General features: G+C 64.9%; 17 protein-coding genes. 8 read left to right on the top strand and 9 right to left on the bottom strand.

The features are described 5' to 3' along the window. The gene (gene rnr / locus ACLI1C_RS10085) at positions 1–2,286 is read right to left on the bottom strand and encodes a ribonuclease R (RefSeq protein WP_411396728.1); all 2,286 of its coding nucleotides are present in this window, start codon (positions 2,284–2,286) and stop codon (positions 1–3) included. A gap of 145 nt (positions 2,287–2,431) precedes the next feature. Here rnr and ACLI1C_RS10080 point away from each other — a divergent pair, with 145 nt between their 5' ends. Continuing rightward, a complete protein-coding gene (locus ACLI1C_RS10080; protein ID WP_411396727.1) occupies positions 2,432–3,478 on the top strand; it encodes a dipeptidase in 1,047 nt (348 codons plus the stop codon). Positions 3,479–3,603: 125 nt separating this feature from the next. Here ACLI1C_RS10080 and topA read toward each other — a convergent pair whose 3' ends face one another. After that, a complete protein-coding gene (gene topA, locus ACLI1C_RS10075) occupies positions 3,604–6,231 on the bottom strand; it encodes a type I DNA topoisomerase (protein WP_411396726.1) in 2,628 nt (875 codons plus the stop codon). Positions 6,232–6,520: 289 nt separating this feature from the next. Between topA and ACLI1C_RS10070 the strand changes: the two genes are divergently transcribed. After that, positions 6,521–7,552: an aldo/keto reductase gene (locus tag ACLI1C_RS10070; RefSeq protein WP_411396725.1), complete on the top strand. Its 1,032-nt coding sequence runs from the start codon at positions 6,521–6,523 to the stop codon at positions 7,550–7,552. Here ACLI1C_RS10070 and dprA read toward each other — a convergent pair. The 6 genes from dprA to ACLI1C_RS10040 all read right to left on the bottom strand — a co-directional run bounded on the left by dprA (position 7,549) and on the right by ACLI1C_RS10040 (position 12,866). Then, positions 7,549–8,646, bottom strand: a complete 1,098-nt coding sequence (gene dprA, locus ACLI1C_RS10065; protein ID WP_411398289.1) for a DNA-processing protein DprA — start codon at positions 8,644–8,646, stop codon at positions 7,549–7,551. The genes ACLI1C_RS10070 and dprA overlap by 4 nt on opposite strands. A gap of 24 nt (positions 8,647–8,670) precedes the next feature. Next, on the bottom strand, positions 8,671–9,270 hold the full coding sequence (gene plsY / locus ACLI1C_RS10060; protein WP_411396724.1) for a glycerol-3-phosphate 1-O-acyltransferase PlsY: 600 nt from the start codon (positions 9,268–9,270) through the stop codon (positions 8,671–8,673). 3 nt (positions 9,271–9,273) lie between these two features. After that, positions 9,274–10,572 (bottom strand): dihydroorotase, encoded by a 1,299-nt coding sequence (gene pyrC, locus ACLI1C_RS10055; protein WP_411396723.1) that lies wholly within the window; start codon positions 10,570–10,572, stop codon positions 9,274–9,276. After that, on the bottom strand, positions 10,569–11,558 hold the full coding sequence (locus ACLI1C_RS10050) for an aspartate carbamoyltransferase catalytic subunit (RefSeq protein WP_411396722.1): 990 nt from the start codon (positions 11,556–11,558) through the stop codon (positions 10,569–10,571). Before ACLI1C_RS10050 ends, pyrC begins: the two co-directional genes overlap by 4 nt. 100 nt (positions 11,559–11,658) lie before the next feature. After that, positions 11,659–12,039 (bottom strand): DUF4345 domain-containing protein, encoded by a 381-nt coding sequence (locus tag ACLI1C_RS10045; RefSeq protein WP_411396721.1) that lies wholly within the window; start codon positions 12,037–12,039, stop codon positions 11,659–11,661. Next, entirely contained in the window at positions 12,036–12,866 is an 831-nt protein-coding gene (locus ACLI1C_RS10040) for an NmrA family NAD(P)-binding protein (RefSeq protein ID WP_411396720.1), read from the bottom strand. The genes ACLI1C_RS10045 and ACLI1C_RS10040 overlap by 4 nt, the downstream gene beginning before the upstream one ends. A 122-nt stretch (positions 12,867–12,988) precedes the next feature. Here ACLI1C_RS10040 and ACLI1C_RS10035 point away from each other — a divergent pair, with 122 nt between their 5' ends. Next, positions 12,989–13,963, top strand: a complete 975-nt coding sequence (locus ACLI1C_RS10035) for a cupin domain-containing protein (RefSeq protein WP_411396719.1) — start codon at positions 12,989–12,991, stop codon at positions 13,961–13,963. Here the strand turns inward: ACLI1C_RS10035 and ruvX are convergent. Continuing rightward, positions 13,949–14,410, bottom strand: coding sequence for a Holliday junction resolvase RuvX (gene ruvX / locus ACLI1C_RS10030; protein WP_332691365.1), 462 nt, complete (start codon positions 14,408–14,410; stop codon positions 13,949–13,951). The genes ACLI1C_RS10035 and ruvX overlap by 15 nt on opposite strands. Positions 14,411–14,479: 69 nt before the next feature. On the opposite strand from ruvX, the gene ACLI1C_RS10025 reads away from it, so the two are divergent. The 5 genes from ACLI1C_RS10025 to gatA all read left to right on the top strand — a co-directional run bounded on the left by ACLI1C_RS10025 (position 14,480) and on the right by gatA (position 17,802). After that, complete coding sequence (locus ACLI1C_RS10025; protein ID WP_411396718.1) at positions 14,480–15,013, top strand: hypothetical protein; 534 nt, start codon at positions 14,480–14,482, stop codon at positions 15,011–15,013. 86 nt (positions 15,014–15,099) lie between these two features. Further along, positions 15,100–15,387: an Asp-tRNA(Asn)/Glu-tRNA(Gln) amidotransferase subunit GatC gene (gene gatC, locus ACLI1C_RS10020; protein WP_411396717.1), complete on the top strand. Its 288-nt coding sequence runs from the start codon at positions 15,100–15,102 to the stop codon at positions 15,385–15,387. Then, on the top strand, positions 15,388–15,870 hold the full coding sequence (locus ACLI1C_RS10015; protein WP_411396716.1) for a GNAT family N-acetyltransferase: 483 nt from the start codon (positions 15,388–15,390) through the stop codon (positions 15,868–15,870). It begins immediately after the preceding gene. Next, entirely contained in the window at positions 15,867–16,325 is a 459-nt protein-coding gene (locus ACLI1C_RS10010) for a hypothetical protein (protein ID WP_411396715.1), read from the top strand. The genes ACLI1C_RS10015 and ACLI1C_RS10010 overlap by 4 nt, the downstream gene beginning before the upstream one ends. After that, complete coding sequence (gene gatA / locus ACLI1C_RS10005; protein ID WP_411396714.1) at positions 16,318–17,802, top strand: Asp-tRNA(Asn)/Glu-tRNA(Gln) amidotransferase subunit GatA; 1,485 nt, start codon at positions 16,318–16,320, stop codon at positions 17,800–17,802. Before ACLI1C_RS10010 ends, gatA begins: the two co-directional genes overlap by 8 nt. The last annotated feature ends 50 nt before the right edge of the window (positions 17,803–17,852 follow it).

The raw sequence follows: 17,852 nt of genomic DNA, 5'->3' as shown, positions 1-17,852 counted from the left end.
CTATCCCTTCTTGCGGCCCTTGGGGCCGTAGCTCCTAGATGGGCGCTTCTGGTTCCGGCGTGCAGGTGACGGATTGACGCGGACACCCTCGGACAGCAGCTCGAAGCGTAGCGCCCCGGCCACGGGAGCGGCTTCAACCAGCCGTACCGTGACGCGATCGCCCAGGCCGAACTTCTCGCCCGTCCGGTCGCCAATCATGGCCTGCTGGTCTTCGGCATAGCGGTAGTAATCCTGGCCCAGCGTCGAGGCCGGGATGAAGCCGTCGGCCCCGGTTTCCAGCAGGCGCACGAAGAGGCCCGAGCGGGTGACGCCGGAAATACGAGCCTCGAAGCGCGCGCCGATCTTGGTGGCGAGGAACTGCGCCAGGAGCCGGTCGGCGGTCTCGCGCTCGGCCAGCATGGCCCGGCGCTCGGTGGCCGAAATGTGCTGGGCGATGCCGGCCAGCTTGAGGGCCTCATTCTCGGTGAGGCCATCGTCGCCAAGACCGAGTGCCCGGATTAGCGCACGGTGCACGATCAGGTCGGCATAGCGGCGGATGGGCGAGGTGAAGTGCGCGTAGCGGTCGAGGTTGAGGCCGAAGTGCCCCAGGTTCTCGCGGTCATAGACGGCCTGCGCCTGGCTGCGCAGCACCATTTCGGACACCTGCTCGATATTGCCGGCCTTGCGGGCCTGGGCCAGGATGCCGTTGAAGTCGGAAGCGCGCACAGCGTCCGATTTCTTGACCGCGATGTTGAGCGAGCCGAGGAAGTCGCGCAGGGCCTGGAGCTTTTCGCTCGAAGGCTCGTCGTGCACGCGATAAAGCAGCTCGGAGCGCTTCTGCTCAAGCGTCTCGGCCGCCGCGACATTGGCGGCGATCATCATTTCCTCGATCAGGCGATGCGCCGCCAGCCGCTCTGGTATGCGGATATCCTGCACCATGCCCTTGGCATCGAGCACGATCTTGCGCTCCGGCAGGTCCAGGTCGAGCGGACCGCGGCGGTCGCGCGCCGATGCCATGGCGTCATAGGCGGCGTAGAGCGGCCTCAGGATGGGCTCAAGCAGCGGGCCAGTCTGGTCATCGGCATTGCCGTCAATGGCAGCCTGGGTCTGCTGGTAGCTGAGTTTGGCGGCCGAACGCATCAGGATGCGATGGAAGCTGTGGCTCTTCTTGTGGCCGCCGGCATCGAACACCATGCGCACGGCAAGCGCGGCGCGGGCCTCGCCCTGCTTGAGCGAGCAGAGCTCATTGGAAATCCGCTCAGGCAGCATGGGGACGACCCGGTCGGGGAAATAGACCGAATTGCCGCGCAGATAGGCTTCGCGGTCGAGCGCCGTGCCGGGCCGCACATAGGCGGCAACATCGGCGATGGCCACGGTGACTATATGGCCGCCTGGATTGGCCTTGTGGTCGTCGGGCTGGGCATAGACGGCGTCGTCGTGATCCTTTGCATCGAAGGGGTCGATGGTGATCAGCGGCAGGTCGCGCCAGTCCTCGCGGCCCTTGAGGCTCGCCTCCTTGGCCTCTTCCGCCTCGCGCAGCACCGATTCCGGAAAGCGGTAGGGGATTTCCAGATTGTGGATGGCGATGAGGCTGACTGCGCCTTCCGACATCGGATTGCCGATGACAGACGTGACCTTGGCGCGCGGAATCATCAGGCGGCCGGAGAGCTTGACCTCGACTTCGACCAGGTCACCATCGGCGGCCGTCAGCAGATCGCCCAGCGGAATGCGCATTTCCTTCTGCTTGCGATCCACCGGAATGAGGCGGGCGCCGTCCTCATCCATGCGCACGATACCGATCTGCCCGCGGCGCGGTTTGTCGAGGATCTTCATGGCCTTGGCGGTATAGACCGGCACGTCGCCGTCGCCAGCGTCGATGCGGGCCAGGATGCGGTCGCCGGGCGCGGGCACGACGCGGGCGTCCCGACCGCCCAGCACGGTCACCCGCGGCTTTTCGCCTTCTTCCTCGTTCCACTGGGCCGGAAAGGCATGCAGATCATCGGGATCGGCATCGGTGGGAATGTCGAGCACGGTGACATGGGGCAGGGCGGCGGTGCGGCGCAGCGCCTTGCGGGTGCGCGTGATGATGCCTTCGCCCTCGAGCTCGGCCAGCATGGCCTTGAACGGGCGGCGCATGTCGCCTCGGATGCCGAACACCTTGGCCAGATCGCGCTTGCCCTTGATGTCGGCCTGTTCGGCCAGGGCGGCGAGAAGCTGCTCACGGGTGGGCAAGGCGCCAGCGGCAGGCTGGCGCGCACGCTTGGGGCCGGAGAGGTTTTTGGGTTTTCGAGTTGGTGGCTTGGCCATTGGGTCGTTTCTGTAGAGTTAGGCGATAGATAGGGCAGTTCGCGAGAGATTGCCAATTTTGGGTGCGTTGCCCCTTGATGGGGCAGGCCGGGAGGGGGTGATAGGGTGTCCGCCACCTCATGCTTCTGATTCCCCGGACGCCCACATGACCATTCCCTTCTTCGACGGACACAATGACACCCTGCTCAAGTTGCTTGAGGTGGCGGGTGCCGACAAGGAGCGGCCGTTCATCGAGGGAATGCCCGGTGCCCATATCGACCTGCCGCGCGCCAAGGCGGGCGCCATGGCAGGCGGGTTCTTCGCGATGTTTCCGCCGCCGCTCAAGGCGACGCTGGAGCAGGTCGCGGCGGCGCCAAACTACAGTACCGGGCAATTGCCGCCGGAGCTGGCCCTTGCCGATGCGCTGGTTTCCACCAATGGCATGGCGTCGGTGCTGTTGCGGCTAGAGCGGGCCGGGGCGCTGGCGGTCTGTCGCACGGCGGGGGACATCCGCGCGGCTATCGCGCAGGACAGGCTGGCGGCAATTTTCCATATTGAGGGCGCCGAGGCCATCGATACCGAATTCCGGTCGCTGGACGTGCTCTATGCCGCCGGGTTGCGCTCTATCGGCATCACCTGGAGCCGGGCGAACGCCTTCGGCACCGGCGTGCCGTTTCGCTTCAATGCCGATCCCGATATCGGGCGGGGACTGACCGATGCCGGCAAGGAACTGGTACGGCAATGCAATGAGCGCGGCGTGATGATCGACCTGAGCCACCTCAACGCGGCAGGGTTTCGTGACGTGGCGGCACTATCGAGCCATCCGCTGGTGGCGACCCATTCCAACGTGCATGCGATTTGCGCCAGTTCGCGCAATCTGGTCGATTGGCAACTGGCGGCGATCGCCGAGAGCGGCGGCATCGTCGGGCTGAACTTCGCCACCGGCTTCCTGCGGCCCGATGGCCGGTTCGACGCCAATACCGAGATCGAGCTGATGGTCCGCCATGTCGATGCACTGGTGGAGGCGCTGGGCGAGGATGGCGTGGCGCTGGGCAGCGACTTCGACGGCGCCATGGTGCCGACCGCCATTGGCGACGTCACCGGCGTGCAGACGCTGCTGCAGGCGCTGCTGGATAAGGGCTATGGGCAGGAACTGGTGCGCAAGATCGCGCTGGGGAACTGGATCGGAATGGTTGAGCGGGTGATGGGGTAGGCGAACCGCCCCCACCTAGCCTCCCCCTGAAGGGGGAGGGACCGATCCAGTTTTCGTCGCGATCGGGTCCCATCCTCTGCGCGGCTCCTCCCCCTTCAGGGGGAGGTTGGGTGGGGGTTATGCCTCTAGAACGGCACGTCTTCCTTGGCGACGGTCTTTTTCGGCGCGGCCTTCTTGGCAGCCGGCTTCTTTGCCGTAGCAGGCTTGGCTGCCGGCTTCTTGGCGGGCGCCTTTTTCTTGGCCGGAGCCTTCTTGACCTTGGCGCCCGTGGCCTCGGCGCGCGCCGCGATCCACTGCACGGCCTGGTCCAGGGTCACATCCTCGGGCTTCACATCCTTGGGGATGGTGGCGTTGATCTTGCCTTGGTTGACGTAGGGCCCATAGCGGCCGGCGCGGACGGTGATGGGGCCGTTGTCGTGCTCGAAGGTCTGGATGGCCGCCACGGCAGTGCCACCGCCGCGCTTGAAGCCGCCGGCGGCTTTCTGCGCGATGAGATCGACGGCGCGGTTGATTCCGACCGTGAACACCTCTTCCACGTCCGGCAGGTTGGCATATTTGCCGTCATGCAGCACGAAGGGGCCATAGCGGCCGATGCCGGTCGAGATGGGCAGGCCGCTCTCGGGGTGCAGACCCACTTCCCGCGGCAGCGACAGCAGCTTGAGCGCGGCTTCGAGGGTCAGCGAGGCGGCGTCCCAGCCCTTGGGCAGGGAACTGCGCTTGGGCTCCTTGCCGTCGCCGAGCTGGACATATGGGCCGAAACGGCCAGACTTGAGGTGGACTTCCTCGCCCGTCTCCGGATCGGTGCCGAGCACGCCGTCGCCGGCCGCAGCTTCGCTCGACTGGCCATTGGCCGCGTCGGAGAGCTGCATCGTGTGCTTGCATTCCGGGTAGTTGGAGCAACCGATGAAGGCGCCGAACTTGCCCAGCTTGAGCGAGAGCTGACCGGTGCCACAAGTGGGGCACTTGCGCGGATCGGAGCCGTCTTCCTTGGGCGGGAAGATGCGGCTGGCGAGCATTTCGTTGAGCGCGTCGAGGACTTCCGAAACCCGGAGGTCCTTGATCTCGTCAGTGGCGTGCGTGAAATCCTTCCAGAAATCACGCAATACGGTCTTGTAGTCGAGGTCGCCGGCCGAGACCTGGTCGAGCTGCTCTTCGAGGCCGGCCGTGAAGCCGTATTCGACGTAGCGGGTGAAGAAGCTCTCGAGGAAGGCCGTGACGATGCGGCCACGGTCCTCGGGATGCAAAGCCTTGCCCTCAAGCCGGACATAGTCGCGGTCCTTGAGCGTGGTCAGCGTCGCCGCATAGGTGGAGGGCCGGCCAATGCCGAGCTCTTCCATCTTCTTGATCAGGCTGGCCTCGGTGTAGCGGCTGGGCGGCTGAGTGAAGTGCTGCTCGATCTCGACGGCCTGCAAAGCGGGCTTGTCGCCGACAGCCAAAGGCGGCAACTCGCGGCTTTCCTCGTCCTCGTCATCGGGCTCATCGGATTTGACCTCGACGCCGTAGAGTTTGAGGAAGCCCGGGAAGGTGACGACGGAGCCGACGGCACGCAGTTCGACGGCGCGGCCGGGCACGTTGACGGCAATGTCGACCGTGGTGCGGTCGATCTCGGCAGAGCGCATCTGCGAAGCAAGCGTGCGGCGCCAGATCAGGCCGTAGAGCTTGGCCTGGTCGGCATCGAGGCTGAGCTGCTCGGGGCGCTTGAACATGTCGGTCGGGCGGATGGCCTCGTGCGCTTCCTGGGCGTTCTTGGCCTTGGTCTGGTAGATGCGGGCCTTTTCCGGCAGGTATTCCTCGCCAAAATACTTGCCGATCACCGAGCGGGCCATGGCGATGCCCTCGGGCGCCATCTGCACGGCGTCGGTACGCATATAGGTGATGAGACCATCTTCGTAGAGACGCTGGGCGATCTGCATGGTGCGGTTGGGCGAAAGGCCCAGGCGCGAGGAGGCGTCCTGCTGCAGGCTCGACGTAGTGAAGGGCGCATAGGGGTTGCGCTTGGTCGGCTTCTTGTCGACGGAGCTGACGTTGAACTGGCCGGACTCGATCAGCTTCTTGAGCTCGGCGGCATTTTCGCCGGTCTTGATGTCGAGCTTGTCGGTCTTCTTGCCGTCCACCGAGAACAGGCGTGCGAGGAAGCTCTTGCCACCCTGGGCCAGCTTGGCTTCGACGGACCAATATTCGTCGGCCCTGAACTTTTCGATCTCGGCTTCGCGGTCGGACACCAGGCGCAAGGCGACCGACTGCACGCGGCCGGCCGAGCGGGAGCCCGGCAGCTTGCGCCAGAGGATGGGCGAGAGCGTGAAGCCGACGAGATAGTCAAGGGCGCGGCGCGCGAGATAGGCGTCGACCAGCGGCATGTCGATTTCGCGTGGCTTGGCCATCGCGGCCGTAACGGCGTCCTTGGTGATGGCGTTGAACACCACCCGCTGGACGCTCATGTCCTTCTTGATGGCCTTCTTGGCCTTGAGGACATCAAGCACATGCCAGGAAATAGCTTCGCCTTCGCGATCCGGGTCAGTCGCCAGGATCAGGCCATCGGCACCCTTGAGGGCATTGGCGATATCGCTCAACCGCTTCTTTGAGGCGGTATCGACCTCCCAGGACATGGCAAAGTCTTCGTCGGGGCGGACGGAGCCGTCCTTGGCCGGCAGATCGCGGACATGGCCGAACGAGGCCAGGACTTCATAGCCTGAACCCAGATATTTGTTGATTGTCTTGGCTTTAGCCGGACTTTCAACGACGACGACCTTCATGGAGTATCCGTTCCGCAACCGCTTGTATGAAGTGGCGCAACATGGTGAAGGCGGGAGAAGGTGTCAACGGGCGGAAAACCGCGGCGCGGCACTCTCTCTTAGAGAGAGGAAAATTCGCGGCTGTCGCGCAATTGTCCGAGCATGCCTTGCAACTGCCATACAAGATGTGCAGAAATGGGCTTGCGCGTTCTGCGCTTGCCCCACTCTATGCATGCTCCCCGATTGACCGGCCCGCACCCCGTGCGCTGCCGTCCGCCGAGCATCGCCGGGGCCTCAGGAGGATTTGATAATGGAATATCGCAAGCTCGGTAACAGCGGCGCCGTCGTTTCGGCCTACTGCCTCGGCACCATGACCTTTGGTGCGGAATCGGACGAGGCAACCTCGTTCCGTCTGATGGACGACTATGTGGCTGCTGGCGGCAATTTCATCGACACGGCCAATGTCTATAGCGCTGGTGTATCCGAGGAGATCGTCGGGCGCTGGCTCAAGAGCAAGCCCGGTGTGCTGCGCGATCTCGTCGTCACCACAAAGGGCCGGTTTCCAATGGGGAATGGGCCAAACCATCTGGGCCTGTCGCGCAAGAATTTGCGCGAAGCGCTCGACGCTTCGCTCAAGCGGCTCGGGGTTGAGCATATCGACCTCTACCAGATGCATGCCTTCGATGCGCTGACCCCGCTGGAGGAGACGCTGCGCTTTCTCGATGACTCGATCCGTAACGGCAAGATTGCCTATTACGGCTTCTCCAACTTCCTCGGCTGGCAGCTGACCAAGGCCGTCTGGCTGGCCAAGGCCAATGGCTATGCGCCGCCTGTAACGCTGCAGCCGCAATACAACCTTCTGGTGCGCGACATCGAGCACGAGGTGGTGCCGGCGGCTCTGGATGCCGAGATCGGGCTGCTGCCCTGGTCGCCACTGGGTGGTGGCTGGTTGAGCGGCAAGTACAAGCGCGATCAAATGCCGACGGGCGCAACCCGGTTGGGCGAAAACCCGACACGGGGCATGGAGGCGTTCGAAAAGCGCAACGCCAAGTCGGTGACCTGGGAGGTCATCGGGGCCGTGGAGGATATCGCCAAGGCACGCGGCGTGACCATGGCCCAGGTGGCCCTGGCCTGGGTGGCGGCGCAGCCGGCGGTAACCTCGGTGATCCTGGGCGCGCGGACGACCGAGCAGCTCAAGGACAATCTGGGCGCCGCCTCGCTGAAGTTGACGGGTGAGGAGATCGCCACGCTCAGCGAAGCGAGCAAGCCGGACATGTCGGACTATCCCTATGGCGCCGGCGGGATCAGCCAGCGCCATCGCAACATCGAGGGTGGGCGCTAGTACTTCAGCGCCACCAACTGACCGCTCGACCACTCGATCTGGCCCGCCAGATCGAGTTCGAGCAGCAGCATCTGCATGGCCGAGGCGCTGAGGCCGGACTGGCGGACCAGTTCGTCCACTTCCACCGGCGTGGGGCCGAGCGCGGCGAGGAGACGTGATCGGTCGTCATCGCTGGGTGGTTGAGCTTCCGGGATCAGGTCGGGTTCCCAGTCGCGGTCGAACAGCGCGTTGCGCGCAGGGTCGGCGCTGCCCAGGGTTTCGATGATGTCCTCGGCGCAGATGACCAGCCTGGCCCCTTGCTGGATCAGCGCATTGCCCCCTTCGGCGCGCGGATCGAGCGGCGAGCCGGGGACGGCGAAGACATCGCGGTTCTGTTCCAGCGCGAGGCGCGCCGTAATCAGCGAGCCGCTGCGCTTGGCCGCCTCCACGACGACGATGCCAAGCGAGAGTCCGGAAACCAGCCGGTTGCGCCTCGGGAAGTCGCGGGCCCGCGGTTCCCAGCCCAGCGGCATTTCGGTGAGCAAGGCCCCGCCATTGTCGAGAATGTCGTGGGCGAGGGGGATGTTCTCGTCTGGATAGATTTTGTCGAATCCGCCCGCCAGCACGGCGATGGTGCCGGTGTTGAGCGTTGCCTTGTGGGCAGCTGTGTCGATACCGCGTGCCAGGCCCGACACCACGGTATAGCCGCGCTCGCCGAGGTCGCCAGCCAACATCCGGGTCATCTTGATGCCGGCGGCAGAGGCATTGCGCGCGCCGACAATCCCCACGGTGCGCTGCCAGTCGAGATTGGCGCCACCGGCCATGGTCACCAGAGGCGGCGCGGCGGGAATGAATTTGAGCAGGTCTGGATAGTCGGGCTCGCCACTGGCGACCAGCCGCGCGCCGTAGCGAGAGAGGCCGGCGATCTCGTCTTCAGCGGCAGCCTGGCTGGTGATGCGCAGGGGCTTGCCTGTGCGCTTGAGCAGGCTGGGCAGGGCCTCCAGCGCTGCTTCTGCCGAAGCGAAGCGATTGAGCAATTGGCGGAAGGTGGCGGGTCCGACATTGTCGGACCGGACAAGGCGAAGCCAGGCAATGCGTTGCGCGTCGGTCAGCATGGCACCCGGCAGCGGCGCCAAGGCTTAGGGCGCTTTCTTCTCTGAGCCGATTCTGGGCTCATTGCCGGCGATCAACCGGACGATATTCTCGCGATGCTGGAAAAACAGCAGCAGCGCCATGAGCGCGACAGCACCAGCCAGCCATTCGCCGACCACGACATAGGAAAAGATCGGGGCCGTGGCCGCTGCGGTCAGGGCCGCCAGCGAGGAGAGCTTGCGGGTGAAGGCGATGAGCAGCCAGACGGCGCAGAAGATGAGACCAACGGGCCAGCTCAGCGCCAGCAGCGAGCCGATCATCACCGCGACGCCCTTGCCACCCTTGAAGCTGAGCCATGCGGGAAAGCAGTGTCCGAGAAAGGCAAAGATGGCCGCGAACATGGCCGCATCCTCGCCCCAGTAGTAGCGGGCGAACAGCACCGGCAGGGCGGCCTTGGACGCGTCGAGCACCAGCGTCGCGGCGGCCAGCCAGCGATTGCCGGTGCGCAGCACGTTGGTTGCCCCAATATTGCCCGACCCGATGGCGCGGATATCGCCCAGCCCGGCAGCCCGCGTCAGCAGCAGGCCAAAGGGCACGGAGCCGCAGAGATAGCCCAGAACAGCGGCAAAGAGCAGGTTGATGTCCATGGCTCAGCGTTCCTCCTGATGCGTATGGACGGTTTGTCCGCCCACAATTGTCCGCATCACCTTGCCAGCAAGCCGCGCGCCCTCAAAGCTGGTATTGCGCGATCTCGACCGGATTTCGTTTTCGCTGACCTGCCAGGGATAGTCGAGATCAAAGAGGATGAGGTCCGCCGGGGCGCCGCTCGCAATGCGGCCGGACGGCAGGCCGAGGATCTCGGCCGGCCGGCTGGTCATGGCGCGCAGCACGGTCAGCAGGTCAACATCACCCGAATGCACGAGCCGCAAGGCGGCGGCCAAGAGGGTTTCGAGTCCGATGGCGCCGTCCGAAGCCTCCGCAAAGGGCTGGCGCTTGACTTCGGTATCCTGCGGATCGTGATCGGAATGGATGGTGTCGATGGTGCCACTGCGCAGGCCTTCGATGACCGCCTGCCGGTCATCCTCCGAACGCAGGGGCGTCGACAGCTTGAAAAAGGTGCGGTAGCGGCCGATGTCGTTTTCGTTGAGCGCCAGATTGTTGATGGAGACGCCCGCCGTAATCGAGGCCTTACGCTTCTTGGCGGTCGCCACGAGCTCGATCGAGGCGGCGCAGGAGATCTGGGCAGCGTGGTATTTGACGCCTGTCAGCGCCGCCAGCTGCAGGTCCCGCGCCAGCGGAATGGTCTCGGCCTCGCGCGGAATGCCCTTGAGACCCAGAATCGTGGCGAAGAGCCCCTCATTCATCACGCCGTCGCCGGTCAGGCTCGCATCGGACACATGGTGCATGATGGTCATGCCGTAATTTGCGGCATAGCTCATGACCGTGCGCAGCAGCGCGGTCGACTGGATGGAGTGGCGTCCGTCGGTGAGGCAGACCGCGCCCGCCTCCTGCAGCAGGCCGAATTCGGTCATTTCCTGACCATTGAGGCCCTTGGTGATGGCGCCGGCCGGCAGCACGTTGACCTTGGAGGTCGCCTTTGCCCGGCGGATCAGGAAGTCCACCAGCGCGCCGTCGTCGACCACGGGCGCCGTGTCCGGCATCATGACGAAGCTGGTGATGCCGCCGGCGGCAGCGGCCTCGCCGGCCGATTGCAGCGTTTCGCGATATTCCTTGCCCGGCTCGCCGGTGAAGACGCGCATGTCGATGAGCCCCGGCGCGAGGATGAGGCCGCGGGCATTGATGACTTCGGCGCCGTCGGGCACACCGATGGGGGCACCCAGGGCAACTTCGGCGATGAGGCCGTTTTCGATCAGCACGGCGCCCGGTTGGTCGGTGCCGCTGGCGGGGTCGACGATGCGGGCGTTTTCGATGAGCACAGGCCGGGTCATGGCTCGTTCCTCGCCGGCAGCAACGCATCGAGCACGGCCATGCGCACAGCAACGCCCATTTCGACCTGGTCGGTGATCACCGAGGCCGGACCATCGGCGATGGCCGGATCGATCTCGACACCCCGGTTCATCGGGCCGGGATGCATGACGATGGCGTCTGGCCTGGCACAGGCCAGCTTTTCGGCATCGAGGCCGTAGAAGCGGTAATATTCGCGCACCGAGGGGATCATGCGGCCATTGGCCCGCTCATGCTGCAGGCGCAGCATCATCACGACGTCGACATCCTTGAGACCCTCACGCATGTCGGTGAAGACCTCGGTGGCGAGGTGCTCGATACCCGCCGGCAGCAGGTTGCGCGGCGCGATGACGCGCGTGCGCACATTGAGCGCGCCGAGCAGCAGCAGGTTGGAGCGCACCACGCGGGAATTGGCGATGTCGCCGCAGATGGCCACTGTGAGCCCGGAAATGCGCCCCTTGTGGCGGCGGATGGTCAGCGCATCGAGCAAGGCCTGGGTCGGGTGCTCATGGGCGCCGTCGCCGGCATTGATCACGGCGCAGCCCACCTTCTGGCTGAGCAGTTCCACCGCGCCGGCTGCCGAATGGCGGACCACGATGACGTCGGGGCGCATGGCGTTGAGCGTAGCGGCGGTATCGACCAAGGTTTCGCCCTTGGACACCGAGCTGGTCTTGACCGACATGTTCATCACCAGCGCGCCGAGGCGCTTGCCGGCAATTTCGAACGAACCCTGCGTGCGGGTCGAGGGCTCGAAGAACAGGTTGATCTGCGTCTTGCCCGAGAGCGTCGGATGACTTTTCCGCTCCTGCCGGGAGACGGGCACCATGCGCTCGGCCCGATCGAGCAGGTCGATGATCTCGTGCTGCTTGAGATCGGCGATCGACAGCAGGTGGCGCTGGTTGAATGGGGGGAAATCGCCGGTGGAGCCGGCAGACGACGTCGAGGCTGTGCTGGCGCTTGCTTGGGCCATGCGCTCCCATCCCTGATATTTGCTGCGGTCTAGCGGAGGCGGGCGGGAGGGGCAAGCCCAAAGGCAAGGAAATCAACGGCCGGGTGAGCGGCCGTTGGGATCAGTGGCGTGCGCGTTGGCGCAGCAGCAGGCCGAGACCGGCGAGGCCCAGGACAAGCTCGACAGCCCCGGCGGCAAGCAGGCTGGAAGACGGCATGCCATCGAGGATGATGGCAACCAGCCGGGAGAGGCCGTAGCTCAGGTAGAGTGCCGAGGTTACGATCATTGCCGCCGGCGTCAGGCGGCCAACGAAGGCTGCCGATGTGGCCAAGAAGCCGGCGGCGAGAACGGCCAATCCGTGCGAGCGCAGTTCGTTGAGCAGGTTGACCTGACCTGCCGGTTCTATGCCATAGCCAGCGTAGAAGGCCACGGGCGCGAACAGAATCATGCCGCCGAGCCCGGTGGCAATGATGCCCGTAGTGATGAGATAGAGGCGGATCACGCCGCCTGCCTCCACGCGCCAGCAGAGGCGGCCTTGCGGCAAAAATCGGCAAAGTCGAGCGGCTGGCGATCCAGCGCGCGCTGGACGCCATCTCCAAGCGACTCGTTGCGACCATCGAAGACTTCGGCGCACAGGTTGGTCAGCAGGTCGGCGTAAAACGGGCCGACTTCGGGCAGCAGGGCAGCGTGGAAAACAGCGCCCGATATCGGCACATACTGCACGGGGCGCCCCGTGACGGCGGCGAGTTCGGCCGCAGCATCGTCAAAGCTGAGCAGCCGCGGACCGGTAACCTCGTAGAGTTCCCCATTGTGCCGCGCGTCGAGCAGGGCCGCTACCGCCACGTCGGCAATATCGTCCACATCGATAAACGGTTCGCGGCGCATGCCGGCGGGCAGGGCGATCGTGCCGCCCATGACCTGGGGATGCAGGTGACCTTCGCTGAAATTCTGGTTGAACCAGCTGGCACGCACCAGGGTGAAATCGAGACCACTGTTTCGCACGATATTTTCGCAGCGGACGGCGCCCTGTTCGCCACGCCCTGACAGCAGGACCAGCTTGCGGACACCCGCGGTCCGCGCGGTCTCGATGAAGCGGGTGATGATTTCGGGGGCGCCCTCGGCGGCGAGATCCGGCACGTAGGAAACATAGGCTACTTCGGTGCCGGCAAGCGCGGGAGCCCAGCCGGAGGGGTCTTCCCAGTCAAAGGCCGGACTGGTGCGGCGGGAGACGGCGCGGACAGCATGGCCGAGGTCGCCGAGCTTGGCGGCAATGCGTGCACCGACCTTGGCGGTGGCGCCGATGACGAGGATAGGGGAGGTTGAAGACATGATTGATCCGGGTTTGATGTTGCGATGCACCCAAGATGAGCGGCGCATTCGGGATCATCAATGATGGTTTGGCCGCATATTTGTGCAGAACGTCCAGACTCGTGGACTATAGGGCCGGTCTGATGGTAGAAGCCCTCATGACCAATGTTCACTTCCAGCCCGCCCCTTTGTCCGATCCGCTTGGCGAGGTGCTGCACATTCTGCACCTCACCGGAACGCTTTATTGCCGGGCCGAGATGACGGCGCCATGGGGCATTGTCATGCCGCAGCTGGTGGATTCGATGATGTTCGTCATCGTCACGTCCGGTCATGGCTGGCTGGTGATGGACGGTCAGGAGCCACTGCTGGTGGGGCAGGGCAGCATGGTGCTTTTGCCGCATGGCCAGAGCTATCGCCTGCTAAGCGCGCCGGATGCCGACGCCCTGCCGCTATTCGACATTCCGGTCGAAAAGATCAGCGAGCGCTATGAGATCATGCGCCATGGCGGCGGTGGCGAGGTGACGCGGGCCACCTCGGGCGTGGTGCAGTTCGACAGTGTCGCCGCCCGGCGGCTGGTCAGCCTCCTGCCACCGGTGCTGCATGTCGATGCCTGGGGTGATGATGCGGCAAACTGGCTGCAAAGCACGCTGGGCCTGGTCGCTCGCGAAGCCAGCACCCTGCGCCCGGGCGGCGAGACGGTGATGACACGGCTGGCGGACATCCTGGTGATCCAGGCCATCCGGGCCTGGCTCGATACGGCGCCGGAGGCCAATCTGGGCTGGCTGGCCGCCCTGCGCGACCCCCAGCTTGGCCATGCGCTGGCCCTGATGCACCGCAGGCCCGAGCGGTCCTGGAGTGTCGCCGAATTGGCGGGCGAGGCAGGCATGTCGCGCTCAGCCTTTTCCGCGCGCTTCACCGACCTGGTGGGGCAGCCCGTCATGCAATATCTGGCGCAATGGCGGCTGCATCTGGCGCGGGCGCAGTTGCTGGAGTCGCGCGATCCAGTTGGGGCTGTCGCCCGGAGGGCGGGCTACGAATCGGAGGCGGCGTTCGGGCGGGCGTTCAAGCAGTTCTTCGGCGTGCCGCCGGGCGGCCTGCGGCGGTCAGCTGTGGCGTAGCCGGTCGAGCGCACCCTGCAGGATATAGCTGGCCGCCAGCTTGTCGACGACTTCGGCGCGGCGGTCGCGGCGCAGGTCGGCCTCGATCATCATGCGGGTGACGGCGCTGGTGGAGAGCCGCTCGTCCCAGAAGGCGATGGGCAGGGCCACCCGCTGTGCCAGGCTCCGGGCAAAGGCACGGGTGGACTGCACGCGTGGGCCTTCCGAGCCATCCATGTTGAGGGGCAGGCCCAAAATGATGGCAACGATGGCGTTCTGCGCGATCAGCTCGTCGAGCCGGATGGCGTCCTGGGTGAACTTGGTGCGCTTGATGGTCTCGAGCGGAGTGGCCGAATAGCGCATGCCGTCGGAAATGGCGACGCCGATAGTCTTGGTGCCAAGGTCGAGGCCCATGATCCGGCCCGTGGCAGGAATCTTCTCGAGCGGATTGGCAAATTCGTCGGTCATTGCAGGCTCGCTTGCCAGTGTCGGCCCGTCCTATAGGCTGGCGCACGGTTTGGCGACAGGAAAGCATGGATGAAACTCACCTGGTTCGGCGGCACGACGATCCGCATCCATATTGGCGGCGCGATTCTGGTGGTCGATGCGGCGGCGGCCCCGGCGGGAATCGATGCGGCCGAGCTGGTCTCGGGCGCGGACCGGGAAATTGCAGATTTCGGGACCGGTCTGCCCGACGTCGATACCGCGCGCTGGAAACTGCGCAAGCCGGTGCGGCTGCTGGATGAGACCGAACATCTGCCAGAGGTCGAGGCCTGGTCGGCCGGGGCAGGGGCCCTGCTGATTGAGGCAGTGGGCGAGCCACCGCTGCTGCTGGTCACCGGCGATATGCCGGCGCTTGGCCGCTGGGCAGAGGGCGCCGTGGTGGTGCTGTTCGGCGACGGGGTGCGCCTGTCAGCGCTGGGCGAGGCCGTGCTGGAGGCGACGCCGCCACGGCTGCTGGCGCTCGCCGGGGACGAGGCGGCCATCGACGCGGCGATACCCGTATTGCGCGAAGGGCTGGATGGAACCGGCCTCGTCGCGCTGCATGCCAGGCTGGCATTGGAAATCTGATCCGGCGCATCAGCCATTTTCATTGTCTTTTCTGCCGCCCCGTTGCTAATAACGCCGCCAACGAGCCGCTATTTCTGGAGTTTGTCATGTCTGTCGACGCCGCAACCGTAAAGCGCATCGCGTGCCTGGCGCGTATCCGCATCGAAGAGAGCGAAGTGGCGAGCTACCAGGGCGAGCTCAATGCGATCCTGGGCTTTGTCGAGCAGCTGACCGAAGTCGATGTCGAGGGTGTCGAGCCCATGACCTCGGTGACGCCGATGGCCCTGCGCCGCCGCGACGACGCCATCACCGATGGTGGCTATGCCGACAAGATCGTCAGCAATGCGCCGCTCAGCGAGGACAATTTCTTCATGGTGCCCAAGGTGGTCGAATAGATGGCGATCAGCATCGCCATAGAGACCCCGCTGCAGGACGACGTGCGTGCGCTTGTCGACAGGCTCAACGCGCATCTGCTGCCGTTGTCGCCGCTGGAATTCCAGTTCAAGATGACAGTGGAGCAGATGGCCGGCGCGGACACGACGCTGTTCGTGGCGCGCGACGAGAGTGGCAAGGCCGTCGGCATGGGTGCGCTCAAGGTGCATTCCGCCGAACTGGGCGAGGTCAAGCGCATGTTCACCGACCCCGAAGTGCGTGGCAAGCGCATCGGCTCGGCACTGCTTGACGCCATCGTGGCCCTGGCGCGCGACAAGGGCCTGCCGGTGCTGATGCTCGAAACCGGCACCGGTGACGGCATGGCCGAAGCCCATCGCCTCTATATGCGCAGCGGTTTCAAGTCGCGCGGACCATTTCTCGATTATCCCGACAGCGAGTGGTCGGCCTTCTACGAAATGCCGCTCAAGGTGGAGGCCAGTGCATGAAGACGGTGCTGATCGTTGCGGGCTTGGCTCTGCTGACCGGCGCCGCGTGGGCGCAGGAAGACCTAGTCATCGACCAGACCAGGCTTTATGTCACCGATCCGGCAGCCTGCCAGGCTTTGGAAAAGCAGGGTGTCGATGCCTGGATGGACATGGATTTCCTGAGCCTGAGCTTTACCGGTGGCATCCAATCGATGGAATTCCACTGCAATTTCTACGACGTGAAGAGCCGGCCCAATACGCCGCTCCTGTTTGTCGATGCCGTTTGCGAAATGCCCGGCGCCCTTTATCCCGACATGCTGGCCATTGCGCCCAATGGCGCGGATTCCATCATCGTCGTTTCCGGCAGCGAAACAACCCTTGGCCTGGCCGGCAGCGACGCGCCGCCTACGGACAATCCCATCGGAACGACCCTTTATCACCGCTGCGACAATCTGAGCGAGATCCCCCTTGACTGACCTGACCAAACTCAGCCTGGCCGACGCCCGCAAGGGCCTTGAAGCCAAGAGCTTCACCGCAACCGAGCTGACCGGCGCCTATCTGTCAGCGATCGAGAAGGCCAATCCGAGCCTCAACGCCTATGTGGCGGTGACGCCAGAGCAGGCTCTCGACATGGCCAAGGCGAGCGACGAGAAGCTCGCCAAGGGACAGGGCGGGCCGCTCGAGGGCATTCCGCTTGGCATCAAGGACCTGTTCGGCACCAAGGGCGTCCATACCCAGGCGGCCAGCCACATCCTGGATGGCTTCAAGCCCGAATATGAATCGACGGTGACGAGCAATCTCTGGCGCGACGGCGCCGTTATGCTGGGCAAGCTCAACATGGACGAGTTCGCCATGGGCTCGTCCAACGAGACCAGCTATTACGGCCCCGTGGTCAACCCGTTCCGAGCGGAAGGCAGCAATGCCAACCTCGTGCCGGGCGGTTCTTCGGGTGGCTCGGCCGCTGCCGTTTCGGCCTGGCTCTGCGCCGGGGCGACGGCCACCGATACCGGCGGCTCGATCCGCCAGCCGGCCGCCTTTACCGGCACTGTCGGCATCAAGCCGACTTACGGCCGTTGCTCGCGCTGGGGCGTGGTGGCCTTCGCCTCCTCGCTCGATCAGGCCGGCCCGATTGCCCGCACCGTGGAAGACGCCGCTCTGATGATGACCTCGATGTCTGGTTACGACGTCAAGGATTCCACCAGCGTCGATCTGGCGGTGCCGGATTTCGCCGCTGCTGTGGAGCGGGGCGTCAAGGGCCTGACCATCGGCGTTCCGCGCGAGTACCGCATGGACGGCATGCCTGCCGAGATCGAAAAGCTCTGGAGCCAGGGGCTGGAATGGCTCAAGGCCGAGGGTGCAACGGTCAAGGATATTTCCCTGCCGCACACCAAATATGCCTTGCCGGCTTACTACATCGTCGCACCGGCGGAGGCCTCTTCCAACCTGGCCCGCTATGACGGCGTCAAGTATGGCTTGCGCGTGTCCGGCAAGGACATCACCGACATGTACGAGCTCACCCGCGCCGCCGGTTTCGGCCGCGAGGTGAAGCGCCGCATCATGATCGGCACCTATGTTCTCTCCGCCGGCTATTTCGACGCCTATTACGTCAAGGCGCAGAAGGTGCGGACGCTGATCAAGAAGGACTTCGAGGATGCCTTCCATGGCGGCGTCGATGCGGTGCTGACCCCCGCCACGCCCTCGGCCGCCTTTGGCGTCGGTGACGAGGCCCTCGCGGCCGATCCGGTGGCGATGTATCTCAACGACATCTTCACGGTGACGGTGAACATGGCCGGCCTGCCGGGCATTGCCGTTCCGGCGGGCAAGGATGGCAAGGGCCTGCCGCTCGGGCTGCAGCTGATCGGCAAGCCGTTCGACGAGGAAACGCTGTTTGCGGCGGCTCGCGTCATCGAGAAGAGCGCCGACATGGACTTTTCGCCCAAGCAGTGGTGGTGAGAGGGACGTTCCGCGCAAGCGGCATTCACCCCTCCTGCCTCCCCCATCAA

The sequence above is a fragment of the Devosia sp. XGJD_8 genome, assembly GCF_046614475.1.
In the GTDB taxonomy this organism is placed as follows: Bacteria; Pseudomonadota; Alphaproteobacteria; order Rhizobiales; family Devosiaceae; genus Devosia.
This window is presented reverse-complemented; position numbering and strand designations above follow the sequence as displayed.